General features: G+C 44.0%; 9 protein-coding genes. All 9 read left to right on the forward strand.

All coding sequences use genetic code 11. The annotated features are described in order from the left end of the window. Nucleotides 1–111: 111 nt before the first annotated feature. The gene (locus tag HNQ46_RS06540) at nt 112–1782 is read left to right on the forward strand and encodes a peptide ABC transporter substrate-binding protein (protein WP_183683982.1); all 1671 of its coding nucleotides are present in this window, start codon (nt 112–114) and stop codon (nt 1780–1782) included. A 105-nt stretch (nt 1783–1887) separates the two neighbouring features. Continuing rightward, the gene (gene pyrH, locus HNQ46_RS06545; RefSeq protein ID WP_183683983.1) at nt 1888–2592 is read left to right on the forward strand and encodes a UMP kinase; all 705 of its coding nucleotides are present in this window, start codon (nt 1888–1890) and stop codon (nt 2590–2592) included. 131 nt (nt 2593–2723) lie between these two features. Next, nucleotides 2724–3278, forward strand: coding sequence for a ribosome recycling factor (frr, locus tag HNQ46_RS06550; RefSeq protein ID WP_007156174.1), 555 nt, complete (start codon nt 2724–2726; stop codon nt 3276–3278). Continuing rightward, on the forward strand, nt 3275–4012 hold the full coding sequence (locus HNQ46_RS06555; protein ID WP_183683984.1) for an isoprenyl transferase: 738 nt from the start codon (nt 3275–3277) through the stop codon (nt 4010–4012). The genes frr and HNQ46_RS06555 overlap by 4 nt, the downstream gene beginning before the upstream one ends. A gap of 111 nt (nt 4013–4123) precedes the next feature. Continuing rightward, nucleotides 4124–4999, forward strand: coding sequence for a phosphatidate cytidylyltransferase (locus HNQ46_RS06560; protein ID WP_183683985.1), 876 nt, complete (start codon nt 4124–4126; stop codon nt 4997–4999). A 239-nt stretch (nt 5000–5238) separates the two neighbouring features. Further along, nucleotides 5239–6390, forward strand: a complete 1152-nt coding sequence (dxr, locus tag HNQ46_RS06565) for a 1-deoxy-D-xylulose-5-phosphate reductoisomerase (RefSeq protein ID WP_183683986.1) — start codon at nt 5239–5241, stop codon at nt 6388–6390. Beyond that, on the forward strand, nt 6387–7562 hold the full coding sequence (locus HNQ46_RS06570) for a M50 family metallopeptidase (RefSeq protein WP_183683987.1): 1176 nt from the start codon (nt 6387–6389) through the stop codon (nt 7560–7562). The genes dxr and HNQ46_RS06570 overlap by 4 nt, the downstream gene beginning before the upstream one ends. Nucleotides 7563–7584: 22 nt before the next feature. Beyond that, nucleotides 7585–8649, forward strand: coding sequence for a flavodoxin-dependent (E)-4-hydroxy-3-methylbut-2-enyl-diphosphate synthase (ispG, locus tag HNQ46_RS06575; protein WP_183683988.1), 1065 nt, complete (start codon nt 7585–7587; stop codon nt 8647–8649). Between the two features lie 19 nt (nt 8650–8668). After that, nucleotides 8669–13315: a PolC-type DNA polymerase III gene (locus HNQ46_RS06580; protein ID WP_183683989.1), complete on the forward strand. Its 4647-nt coding sequence runs from the start codon at nt 8669–8671 to the stop codon at nt 13313–13315. Nucleotides 13316–13417: the final 102 nt, after the last annotated feature.

Here is a 13417-nt window from a genome sequence, read left to right on the forward strand (position 1 = left end):
ACGGTCGGGCATTGTCCTGACCGTTTTTCTATGGTAGAATCTCAAAGGTTTTTAACTTAACGATTGTTTCGAGTTTTTCGAAACGCTTCGTTTCATTGAAGAGGAGGAGTAATGAAGAAAAAAATTTTTCTGGGACTTTCCATGGCTGTAGCTGTATCCTTGGCGGCTTGCGGAGGACAAAAATCAGCAGACAACGGAAAGCAGGGAAGTGATGCAACAAAGGCGGAGGGAGCAGAGGCTTCCGATAAATCCGTATTAAACGTGGAAATCGGACCACCCCAAGAGACAATTGATCCTGCATTAAACAATGCCAGAGAAGCGGCAAACATGATTAACCACACCTTTGAAGGACTTTTACGCTATGATAAGGACGGAAACATCGTTCCCGCTCAGGCGGAAAGCTATGAGAAGAGTGATGACGGATTAACTTATACCTTCCATTTACGGGATGGCTTAAAGTGGTCTGACGGTACTGATTTAACCGCTAAGGATTTTCTTTATTCTTGGAAGAGAGTAGCCGATCCTGCCACTGCAGCGCCCTATGCGGAAGAGCTTTTGGGCATGGTGAAGGGCTATAAGGAGGCCTCTGCAGGCAATCTGGATGCTTTGGGAATAGAAGCACCGGATGATAAGACCTTTGTTATCCATCTTGCCTATCCCTGTAGCTATTTCGAGCAAATCTGTGCTTTTGCGGTAATGGTTCCGGTACAGGAGGCTACCATTGAAGCAAACGGAGACGCTTGGACCAACACTGCCGAGACTTACGTTTCCAACGGTCCATACTATGTATCCGCCTATACCCAGGATGAGCAGTATGTTTTGACCAAGAACCCGAATTACTGGGATAAGGATAACGTTACCTTTGAAACCATTAACTGGCTTTTGGTAAAGGACTCCAATGCAGCTTATACCGCTTACAATCAGGGAGACCTGGATTTTTCCAGAGATTTCCCCAAGGAGGAGTTAGAGAGTGTTCAAAAGACAGCGGATTATCATATTGATCCCCTGCGCGGAACCTATTTTATGATTTTCAACTGCAATAAGGAGCCTTTCAACAATCCTAAGGTGAGAGCAGCATTATCCTTGGCATTGGATCGTGATTATATTGCCAACAGCATTATGCAGGGGCTTTACAGTCCGGCAACCAACTTCGTGGGAACCGGTGTTTCCGATGCGGAGGAAGGAAGTTCCTTTGAGAAGGTTACCGAGGAAAAGTATGGCAATGCTTTTGATTTAAAGGGTTATGACGCACAGCTTGCAAAGGCAAAGGAGCTTTTGGCTGAGGCAGGTTACCCCAACGGAGAGGGCTTCCCTGCATTTACCTATTCCACCAATGATACGGATTATCATAAGCCGGTAGCGGAGTATGCTCAGGATGTATGGAAAAAGGAGCTTGGATTAAATTGCTCTATCAGCATTTTGGAGTGGGCAAGCTTCACTGCGGACCGTCGTTCCGGAAACTTTGACATTGCAAGACAGGGATGGCTTTATGACTGGGATGATCCTGCCAATATGTTAAATCTTTTGGTAACAACAAACGGAAACAACGACGGTAAGTATTCCAGCACGGAATATGACTCCATTATGGATAAGGCAAAGACCCTTACCGACAAGGCAGCTTACTATGATGCTATGCATGAGGCAGAGCAGTTAGCTCTTAAGGATGCCGCTATTGCTCCTATTGCCTACTACAATGATACCTGGTTACAGAAAGAGAATTTAAAGAATGTATGGCATCATCCAAACGGTTTCTGGTATTTCATGCATGCTACAAAGGAATAATTAAGGAATCATTCGTAAAGTTTATTTTTACAGGAAAAAGCCTCGGAAGAATTGCCGAGGCTTTTTTTGTATGGTAAACTAGGGAAAGTCAAAAGGGAGGTTAGTATGCCAAATAGAAGAGTGATGTTAAAGCTTTCCGGAGAAGCCCTGGCAGGGGAAAAGCACTTCGGATTTTCCGATGATGTGATTTTTGCCGTTGCCAAGCAGGTGAAGGAAGCCGTAAGCCAAGGTGTGGAAGTTGCCATTGTGATTGGCGGAGGCAATTTCTGGAGAGGAAGACAGTCGGAGCAGGTGGACCGCTACAAAGCAGATCAGGTGGGAATTTTAGCCACCATGATGAACTGTATTTATGTTTCTGAAATTTTCCGTATCAGCGGATTGAAAACAAAGATTATGTCCTCCATTGCCGTAGGAGATATGGCTGAGCTTTTTTCCAAGGATAAGGCGGTGAAGGCTTTGAAAAAAGGACAGGTGGTATTTTGCGCCGGAGGTACGGGACATCCCTTCTTTTCTACGGATACCGGAGTAGTGCTTCGGGCATTGGAATTGGAATGTAAGGAGATTCTTTTGGCTAAGGCCATTGACGGCGTTTATGATAAGGATCCCAAAAAGTTCCCGGATGCAAAGAAATATGAAAGCTTAAGCATTGATGAGGTAGTGGAGAAAAAACTGCAGGTAATTGACCTGTCCGCATCCATTCTTTGCTTGGAAAACAGACTTCCTTTGTCCGTATTTTCTTTAGAAGAGGAAGACGGTATTGCCAAGGCTCTTTTGGGAGAGCATAGAGGAACCAGAGTTACAGCGGATTGATATTCAAAAAGAATCATTGTCCTATAAACGAGATATCGCACGCTTTGCGAGCGATACTCGTTATGAATAAAGCTTTGTTCCATGAAATGAAGCTTTAGTATACAAGATAAGAAGAGCCGGAGGAAAGAAAGATGGATGATCAATTTACCATTTACATTGAGAAGATGCACAAGACTCACGATAACCTGATGAGTGAGCTGGGAACTATTCGTGCAGGAAGAGCCAACCCCCACGTTTTAGACCGTATTATGGTGGATTACTATGGTACACCCACCCCGATTCAGCAGGTAGGAAACGTATCTGTACCGGAGGCGAGAATTCTTCAGATTCAGCCTTGGGATAAGTCTGTTATGAAGGAAATTGAAAAAGCAATCAATATGTCTGAACTGGGAATCAATCCTACCAATGACGGACAGGTAATTCGTCTGGTTTTTCCGGAGCTTACCGAGGAGAGACGTAAAGAATTAACCAAGGATGTAAAGAAAAAGGGAGAGGCCGCTAAGATTGCCATTCGAAATATTCGTAGAGATGCTATGGATTTAGCGAAGAAGCTGGAAAAGAATGCGGAAATCACCGAGGATGACCTGAGCAGACAAACCAAGGATATTCAGGAGCTTACAGACCATATGATTGAGAAAATTGACAAGTCTGTTGAGGCTAAGAATAAGGAATTAATGACTGTATGATTTTTCAAAATAATCAAGAGCAAAGAAGCCTTCCAAGGCACATTGCCATCATCTTGGATGGCAATGGTCGTTGGGCGGCTTCTCATGCGTTACCAAGGGCTTTAGGACATAAAAAGGGTTGTGAGACCCTGGAACAAACCGTGGAAGACTGTGCAAGGCTTGGCATAGAGTATTTAACAGTTTACGGCTTTTCTACGGAAAACTGGAAACGTTCCGAGGAAGAAGTGGGAGCTTTGATGCAGCTCTTTCGTTTCTATATGAAAAAGTTAATTACCGTAGCCAATGCCAACAATGTTCGAGCGAAAATGATAGGAGAAAGAAGCCGTTTTCCGGAAGACATTCAAAAGGGAATTGCCGAGCTGGAAGAGAGCACCAAGGCAAATACCGGTATGCTCTTCAGCTTCGCCGTAAATTATGGGGGAAGAGATGAGATAATCAGGGCGATTCACAGAATAGCGTTGGAAAGCCCTCCTTCAGAGCTCACAGAAAAGCTTTCTCACCTTACGGAAGAAGAGTTCTCGAAGTATCTGGATACTGCAGGAACGCCGGATCCGGATTTAGTGATTCGCACCTCCGGAGAGTTTCGTACCTCCAACTTCCTCCTGTGGCAGTCCGCTTATGCAGAGTATTATATAAGCTCGGTATACTGGCCGGATTTTAACTTGGAAGAGCTGGAAAAGGCCATTTCCTCCTATCAGAAGAGGGAACGGCGCTTTGGTGGACGGAAAGCATAAACAATTTGTCTTTCTTTCACAGGAACTTTTATTCCATGAAGCTAGGAGTGTAAGGAAGAATAACTTTGAAAATTGTTTAGGGATTATAGAAATTATAGTAAAGGGTAGTATATGGTAGAACAAAAGGAAAATAGGACGGAACAAAGTAAGGGACAAAATGAACACAAGTTGAGTTCTTTTCTGACAAGGCTGATTAGCGGTATTGCTCTGCTTTTACTGTTATTTGGAATTCTTCCTCTGGGAGGTTTTCCGGTCTTGTTTTTTTGCTTGTTTTTATCCCTCTTTGCCTCTTATGAATTGTTGCATTGCTTTTCCTTGGATAAGAAGGGGATTTCTTTCTTGTCTTATTTTTTTGTTGTTCTTTACTATTCAGCCTTATTTTTGCACCTTCCTATTTCTTTCTTTTTGCTTCTTTCTTATCTTTTTCTTTTGGGATTCTATTATGTATTAAGCTATCCCAAGGCGGATATTCGGGAGATTGCACTGTTCTTTTTGGTTTTTCCCTACGCGGGAATTCTTTTATCGTATATTTATCTGTGTAGGAGTCTTCCCCATGGGAAGATTCTGGTCTGGCTGGTGTTTTTATCCAGCTGGGGAGCGGATACCTGTGCCTACTGCACAGGACTTCTCTTAGGAAGGCATAAAATGACACCGGTTTTAAGTCCAAAAAAGACCTGGGAAGGTGCTGTGGGAGGCATTCTGGGATCGGGGATTTTATCCTTCATTTTTGCAATTATCTTTAAGGGACACGGACTTCCTCTGCATTTATCCCCCTATTTATTAGCCCTGGCGGTTTCTCTTGCCGCCTTATTTTCCATAGGCGGAGATTTGATGGCCTCCGGAATGAAAAGAGATTTTCAAATTAAAGACTACAGTCATTTGATTCCGGGGCATGGAGGAATTTTGGATCGTTTTGATTCTGTTTTGTTTACGGCGCCCATCATTTACTATGGCATAACAGTTTTAGATTATTTTAAAAAGATTTAATACAAAAGAAGGAAAAACAATCGTCCCTCTCTTTATAATAAGCAAGAAAAACATAGATAAGAACTGATGAGATCAAAAACTCATGAAACGAGATATCGCACGCTTTGCGCACGATACTCGTTATGAATAAAGAATAACGACATATTTAATAATGTCGCAATACTAAATCGTCATGTTAGACTTATCCTTGATATACTTTAATAAAGTAAGTCTTCAGTGTAATTTGGGGAAGGTAGAGAATGAATATCGTAATTTTAGGGAGTAGCGGTTCCATCGGAACCCAGTGTCTATCCCTTTTAAAGGATCATCCAGAGCATAAGGTCATTGGACTTTCGGTGAAATCCAAAATAGAGCTTTTGAAGGAGCAGGCTAAAGAATGGCAGGTTCCCAGGCTTTGTGTATATGAAGAAGCTTTAGCGGAAAAGCTTTCCAACGATTTGGATATGCCGGTGTCTTCCGGAATGGAGGGCTTGATAGAACTGGCCACACTTCCGGAGGCAGATATGGTGGTGATTGCTTTAGTGGGAATGATTGGGATTCTCCCCACAATTTCCGCGATCAAAGCAGGGAAAAAAATTGCATTAGCCAATAAAGAAACGCTGGTTTGTGCAGGGCATTTGATTATGCCTATGCTTTCGGAATACCGGGCGAAGCTCTTTCCCATTGACTCGGAACATTCCGCCATCTGGCAATGCCTTCGGGGGGAAGAAGAAAAATCTGTGGAATCCCTCTTGTTAACGGCTTCCGGCGGTCCTTTTTTCGGACTAAAAAAGGAAGAGATGGAAGGGAAAACCAAGGCGGATGCCTTAAAGCACCCTAATTGGTCCATGGGACAAAAAATCACCATTGACTCCGCTACCATGGTGAATAAGGGTCTGGAAATGATGGAAGCCCACTGGCTCTTTAATATTCCCATGGAGAAGATTCAGGTAGTGATTCAGCGGGAAAGCATTTTACATTCTGCGGTGGTCTTTCAGGATGGCGCAGTAAAGGGACAGATGGGGGTACCGGATATGCGCCTGCCCATTGCCTACGCTCTTTTTCAAGAGGAAAGGGAGTGTTACCGGGAACAAAGAATAGATTTTTCCAAGGTCTTTTCCCTGCATTTCTTTCCTCCTTCCTTGGAGGATTTTCCGGGGCTTGCTTTGGGAATGGAGGCCGGTGCCAAGGGAGGCAGTATGCCTACGGTATATAATGCGGCTAACGAAGAATCGGTTCGCTTGTTCTTAGAGGATAAAATTCGTTTCATGGAGATTCCAAGAAGCATTGCCCATTGCATGGAGGAACACGAAAAAACTTGGATAGAATTTCCTTCTGTAGAGGAAATTTTCGAAACGGAACAGTGGGCTAGAGAAGAAGTAAGAAGATTACATAAGGAGGATAAGAATTGAGTATAGTTTTGGCCATACTTGCCCTGTCATTTTTAGTTTTTTTTCATGAACTGGGGCATTTTCTTGCGGCTAAGTTTTTTCATGTAGGGGTAAATGAGTTTTCTATTGGGATGGGACCCAGACTCCTATCCTTTTTATATAAAAATACCCGATACAGCTTAAAGTTACTTCCCTTGGGCGGAAGCTGTGCCATGCTGGGAGAGGATGCGGCAGGCTCCGGTGATTTTCTGGCTCCAAAGCAGGAGGATAACGCGGAAAATGTCTATGATTTTGACGGAGTAATCTATAGCGAAGAAGAATTAAAGACGAAGAGCTTTGAAGGAAAGCCGGCCTGGCAGCGTTTTATTATCTGTATTGCCGGCGTTTTCAACAACTTCCTTTTAGGCTTTTTGATTGCCCTTTTCCTCACCGGAACGATTGGGGTACAGCTTCCGAAAATTGCCGCCTCCAATGTATCTACTCCTGCCATGGAAAGCGGTTTACAGGAGGGAGATGAGATTCGCTTCATTAAAATCGGAAATGCCAAAGGAAGAACTGTTCATAGCTACTCCGAGCTTGCCATGTATATGGAGCTTCATAAGGAGGAGGTGCAAGAAGGAGAAGTCAGTCTTACGGTTCTTCGAGATGGGGAAAAGCTTAGTTTTCAGTTCCCTGCCTATAAGGATCCTTCTACAGGACTTTATCGTATGGGCGTGGCTCTTTCCTCTGAGCGCGTGAAGTTTCAAAATCCTTTGAAGACTATAGAGTACAGCTTTTATGAACTGGCCTTTAATGCCAGAGTGGTGATTGACAGTTTGGCATTGATTAGTAAGGGAAAGGTAAGCAGACAGGAAGTTATGGGTCCGGTGGGTACGGTTGCGGTTATCGGAGAAAGTGTTTCCAGCTCCAGCCAATACGGATTTTTCGTAATGCTACTGGTTTTACTAAACTTAAGTATGATGTTGAGCGTAAATCTGGCGGTAATGAATCTTTTACCGATTCCCGCCCTGGATGGAGGACGACTGCTGTTCATTCTTTTGGAAATGCTGGCAAGAAAGAGGCTTAATCCCAAGTGGGAGGAGCGAATCAATACCGTAGGGATGGTTTTTCTGCTAGCCCTTATGGTATTGATTGTCGGAAATGATGTGTTTAATTTGTTGACCGGAGCCTATTCGAAATATTTTAGCTCATAAGTTTATTGTATAAAGGAATACTATGTTCAAAAGAGAAGATACTAGGGTAGTAGAAGTAGGAAAACTTAAAATCGGCGGTGGAAATCCGGTGGTTTTACAGTCCATGTGTAATACCAAGACGGAGGATATCAAGGGAAGTATAGCCCAAATTCTTAGACTGGCAGAGGCGGGATGTGAACTCATCAGACTTACCGTACCTACAAAGGAAGCGGCATTTGCTTTAAAGGAAATTAAGGCGGCTTCTCCGATTCCGGTGGTTGCAGATATTCATTTCGATTACCGTATGGCAATCCTTGCCATGGAGAATGGTGCGGATAAGATTCGTATTAATCCGGGAAATATCGGCTCCCGGGAAAGACTTCAGGCTGTTGTGGACTGTGCCAAGGAAAGAAAGATTCCCATTCGAATCGGGGTAAATTCCGGCTCCTTAGAAAAGGAAGTTTTGGAAAAATATCAGGGAAGAGTAACTGCCCAGGGACTTGCGGAGTCAGCCTTGGCGAATTTACGTTTGGTAGAGGAAATGGGCTATCAGGAGCTGGTACTTTCCATGAAGTCCTCCGATGTTTTGATGGCGGTGGAAGCCCATAAAATTGTGGCGGAATCCTGTCCCTATCCTTTGCATGTGGGAATTACCGAGTCCGGAACGGTTTGGTCCGGAAACATCAAATCCGCCATGGGACTGGCTATGATTTTGGGTGAAGGAATCGGGGATACGATTCGTGTAAGTCTTTCTGCGGATCCTGTGGAGGAAATAAAAACCGGTCGATTGATTTTGGAAACCCTGGGACTGAAAAAGGGAGGTATCCATGTGGTTTCCTGTCCTACCTGCGGAAGAACCGACATTGACCTGATTTCTCTGGCCAATGCTGTGGAAAAGCTGGTCCAGTCTTATCCGGAGAAGTCCTTAAAGCTTGCCGTAATGGGCTGTGTGGTAAACGGCCCGGGAGAGGCTAAGGAAGCGGACCTGGCTATTGCCGGGGGTAAGGGTGTGGGACTTTTGATGAAACACGGTGAAGTGATTCGCAAGGTGGAGGAGAAGGATTTGCTCTCCGCCCTTAAAGAGGAAATCGAAAAATACCCTGATTAAATAAACAGAAAGGATAGGCATGAAGCAGTTTTTTCAAGTATTTCAGGAATTAACGGTATCGGAGCATTTAAGGGGAATGTTTTTGAATACCACCATAAGCAGAATCACCTTGAAAAAAGACAGGTCGAAGCTGAGTATTTATTTGCATAGCGACCATTTACTGGAGAGAAGTGATATTCGGGAAATGGAGGAGGCTATCTATAAGCAGCTTTTTATCGGGAAAAAAATTGCGATATGTATTCGGGAAAGCTTCCACCTATCCAGTCAATATACGGCAAAAGTGCTTTATGAATTCTATGAAAAATCCCTTTTGGAGGAATTAAAGGAAAGAAACATTCTCCTGTATCAGATGATGAAGCAGGGGGAAATGGAATGGAGAGAGGACGATCGTCTCTCTCTTATTTTAGAGGAACAAATTCTTTTTCAAAAGGAAGAAAAGGAATGTGTTAGGGTCATTCAAAAGATTTTTGAAGAGCGTTGCGGCGTTCCTATCCATTTTACTATTCAGTTTGTGCCTGCAAAGAAAAAAGATGAGGAGGAAGCGGATAGGGCGATTGCCTCTCTGTATTCTTCCGGGAATCCGGGATATTCAGAAGAAGGATTGTCCGATATTTATCCAGGGGCAGAGGAAAGTGCAGCTTATCCCGGAACAGCAGATAGGGCAATACAGGATGGAGAAGCAGCTTCACTAAGCCAAGAGAGTTCCGCACTTTCTGATGGAAACAGCTCGTCAGAGAAATTTGCAGGACAAGGCCAAGACTTTGATGCTGTGAAAAATGCAGGAAATACTCATGACGTTTTAGCAAAAAATAGTGCTAATACTGCTTTAGAGAAGAAATCCATAGAAGATTCTCTCAAGCAGAAGACAAGCTCCGGGGAAAAATCCTTTGAAAAGAAGGGCTTTGAGAAAAAAGGCTTTAACAAAGGAAAGTTCCAGTTTAAGCGTTCCGACCATAGTGATGTGTACTATGGCAGAGACTTTAGCGATACCCCCATTCCTTTAAAAGATATTCCGGAGGATGGAGGTTTGGTAACGGTGGAAGGTCTGATTATTCAGGTGGATGAACGGACCACCCGTTCCGGAAAAACCATTTTCAGCTTCTCCTTTACGGATGATACGGATTCTTTGGCCTCTAAGATTTTTGTGGAGGAAGAGAATCTGGATGAGGCCAGAGCCTTTCTCAAAAAGGATAATTCCATTTGCATCAAGGGAACTATGGAGTATGACAGCTACGACCAGGAGATGGAGCTGGCCCATGTGCAGGGAATCAAGAAATCTTCCTTCACCCGGAAAAAGAGGGAAGATTTAGAGAAAGAAAAGCGGGTAGAACTGCATTTACATACCAAGATGTCGGATATGGACGGGGTTTCGGATATTGAAAAATATATCGACAGAGCCCTGGATTTTGGCATGCCTGCAATGGCTATTACGGATCATGGTGTAGTACAGGCCTTTCCGGATGCCATGGCTTATTTGAAGAAAATTGGAAGACAGAAGGATTTACAGCTGATTTACGGTATGGAAGGCTACCTGGTCAATGACCTGGATTCCATTGTAAAAAATGCTTGCAAGAGAGATCTAAGCAGTACCACCGTGGTCTTTGATTTGGAGACCACCGGTTTTGATCCGAGAGTCAATCATATTATTGAAATCGGTGCGGTGAAGATTGAAAACGGAAAAATCATTGACCGGATGGATGTTTTTGTAAATCCGGGTGTACCGATTCCCTTTCGAATTACCCAATTAACTTCCATTGATGATTCCATGGTAATGGATGCCAAGGGAATCGAAGAGGTACTTCCACAATTTTTGGACTTTGCCAAGGATGCGATTTTGGTGGCTCATAATGCGGACTTTGACTATCACTTTGTCAGTACCAAAGCTAAGGCCTTAAACATTCCTTTTTCAGCACCGGTGATTGATACGGTGGCCTTGTCCCGCCTGCTTTTACCCAGGTTAAATCGTTTTAAGTTAGACACTGTGGCTAAGGAATTAAAGATTGAGCTTTTGCATCACCATAGGGCGGTGGATGATGCGGAGGCTACCGCAAGAATCTACCTAAAGGAACTGGAGATTTTAGAGCAAAGAGGGGTAAGCTCCTTAGAGGAAATCGACAGTCTGGAGGTAGATCAGGTGGGGAAGGTGCGGAAGCTTCCCAGCTATCATATTATCCTGCTGGCCAAAAATGATATTGGAAGAATCAACCTCTATCGTCTGGTTTCTCTGTCCCATTTGCAGTATTTCCGAATGAAGCCGAGAATTCCCAAGTCTTTGCTGAAAAAATATCGGGAAGGACTGATTATCGGCTCAGCCTGTTCCAGCGGAGAGCTTTTTCAGGCTATGGTGAGAGGGGCGGACGACCAACAGCTTTTGGAAATTGCCTCTTTTTATGATTATCTGGAAATTCAGCCCTTGGGAAACAATGCCTATATGCTGGAATCAGACCGTTTTTCCGCAGAAACGGAAGAGGATTTGATTGCTTACAATAAAAAGATTATTGCCTTGGGAGAGCAGCTGAAAAAGCCGGTTTGTGCTACCTGCGATGCCCATTATGCGGATGAGGAAAATGATGTTCTTCGGAGAATCGTTTTGGCTACCAAGGGAATGACAGATGAGGAAGGAGAGGCAAGACTCTTTTTTAGAAGTACCACGGAGATGCTGGAGGAATTTTCCTATCTGGACAGCAATACCCAAAAGCAGGTGGTTATTGACAATCCCTTGAAAATCATGAAAATGTGTGAGCCGATAAAGCCGGTGCGGCCCGACAAGTGTCCTCCGATTATTGAACATTCAGACGAAACTTTACGGCAGATTTGCTACGAAACCGCCCATAAAATCTATGGGCCAAACTTACCGGCCATGGTAGAAAACCGCTTGGAGACGGAATTAAATTCTATTATCTCCAACGGTTATTCCGTGATGTATATTATTGCCCAAAAACTGGTGGATAAGTCCAATGAGGACGGCTATCTGGTAGGTTCCCGAGGTTCTGTAGGATCCTCCTTTGCCGCTACCATGGCCCATATTACCGAGGTAAATCCCTTGCCTCCCCACTATGTTTGCCCCAACTGCTACTACACGGACTTTGACTCGGAGGAGGTAAAGTCCTATTCCGGTATGGCAGGTTATGATATGCCAAGTAAAATCTGTCCCCACTGCGGTACGGTTTTAAATCGTCTGGGCTTTGATATTCCCTTTGAAACCTTTCTGGGCTTTGACGGAGACAAGGAGCCGGATATTGACTTAAACTTCTCCGGAGAATATCAGGCCAGGGCCCATGCCTATACCGGAGCTATTTTTGGAGAGGAAAATACCTACAAGGCGGGAACTATCGGTACTTTAGCTGAAAAAACCGCCTATGGTATGATTAAGAAATTTTATGAAGAGCGGGGGGAGAAGAAGAGAACTGCAGAACTGAATCGTCTAGTAGCGGGAATCACCGGAATCAGAAGAACCACCGGACAGCATCCGGGAGGAATTGTGGTGCTTCCCCACGGAGAGGATATCAATACCTTTACCCCGGTACAGCATCCTGCCAACGACACGGAAAGCCCCATTATCACTACTCACTTTGACTACCATAAAATCGACCATAACCTTTTAAAGTTGGATATTCTGGGACATGATGATCCTACCATGATTCGAAAGTTACAGGATTTGACAGGCTTGGATCCGGTAAAGGACATTCCCTTGGATTCTCCCGAGGTGATGTCTTTATTCCAATCCACGGAAGCTTTAGGCATTTCCCCGGCGGATATTCAGGGAGTGGAATTGGGCTGCCTGGGTATTCCGGAGTTTGGTACCCAGTTTGCTATGCAAATGGTGCAGGATACCAAACCGAAATACCTTTCCGACCTGATTCGTATCTCCGGACTTTCCCATGGAACGGATGTCTATCTGAACAATGCCCAGGATCTTATCCTAAGCGGGGTAACCACCCTTCGTGAAGCTATTTGCTGTCGTGACGATATCATGGTGTATTTGATGCACATGGGCTTGGAGCCGGGAGAAAGCTTTAACATTATGGAGGCTACCAGAAAGCATAAGCCCTTAAAGGATGAGTGGTGCGAGCACATGCTGGAGCATGGAGTGCCTCAGTGGTACATTGATGCCTGTAAAAAAATTAAATATATGTTCCCTAAGGCCCATGCGGCAGCCTATGTTATGATGGCTTATCGTGTAGCCTATTGTAAGGTTTTCTATCCTAAGGAATACTATACCGCCTATTATACGGTTAGAGCGGACGGCTTTGATTTTGACAAGATGTGCTTCGGTGTGGAGAAGCTTCGTTTTCATATTAAGGAGTATTCTGCTAGAGAGAAGCTTTCCGCAACAGATCAACTCTGTCTTAGAGATATGAAGATTTGTGAGGAAATGTATGCCAGAGGAATTCAATTTGCTCCTTTAGACATCTACAAGGCGAAGGCAAAGGACTTCCAAATCACGGAAAATGGAGAGATTATGCCTTCTTTCAGTTGTATTGCCGGTTTGGGAGAAGCGGTGGCCCAGGGATTAGAAGAGGGAGCAAAATACGGAAAATACCTCTCCAAGGATGATTTTATCCAAAGAACCCACTGCCCCAAGGCCTTTGCGGACAAATTCCACGAATTGGGGCTTCTAGGTGACATTCCCCTATCCAATCAGATGTCCCTCTTTGACTTATAATACAAAACAACGGATTTTCTTGTAATATTGCCTTTTTTCATATACAATACAACTATATATCTTGCGACATGCAATAGACTGCATTGTTAGAAATAGGAGGAA

The organism is Oribacterium sinus (genome assembly GCF_014202695.1).
Lineage (GTDB): Bacteria > Bacillota > Clostridia > Lachnospirales > Lachnospiraceae > Oribacterium > Oribacterium sinus.

Coding starts and splice junctions, on each gene's coding strand:
- HNQ46_RS06540 (WP_183683982.1), top strand. CDS start 112: ATGAAGAAAAAAATTTTTCTGGGACTTTCCATGGCTGTAGCTGTATCC.
- pyrH (WP_183683983.1), top strand. CDS start 1,888: ATGCCAAATAGAAGAGTGATGTTAAAGCTTTCCGGAGAAGCCCTGGCA.
- frr (WP_007156174.1), top strand. CDS start 2,724: ATGGATGATCAATTTACCATTTACATTGAGAAGATGCACAAGACTCAC.
- HNQ46_RS06555 (WP_183683984.1), top strand. CDS start 3,275: ATGATTTTTCAAAATAATCAAGAGCAAAGAAGCCTTCCAAGGCACATT.
- HNQ46_RS06560 (WP_183683985.1), top strand. CDS start 4,124: ATGGTAGAACAAAAGGAAAATAGGACGGAACAAAGTAAGGGACAAAAT.
- dxr (WP_183683986.1), top strand. CDS start 5,239: ATGAATATCGTAATTTTAGGGAGTAGCGGTTCCATCGGAACCCAGTGT.
- ispG (WP_183683988.1), top strand. CDS start 7,585: ATGTTCAAAAGAGAAGATACTAGGGTAGTAGAAGTAGGAAAACTTAAA.
- HNQ46_RS06580 (WP_183683989.1), top strand. CDS start 8,669: ATGAAGCAGTTTTTTCAAGTATTTCAGGAATTAACGGTATCGGAGCAT.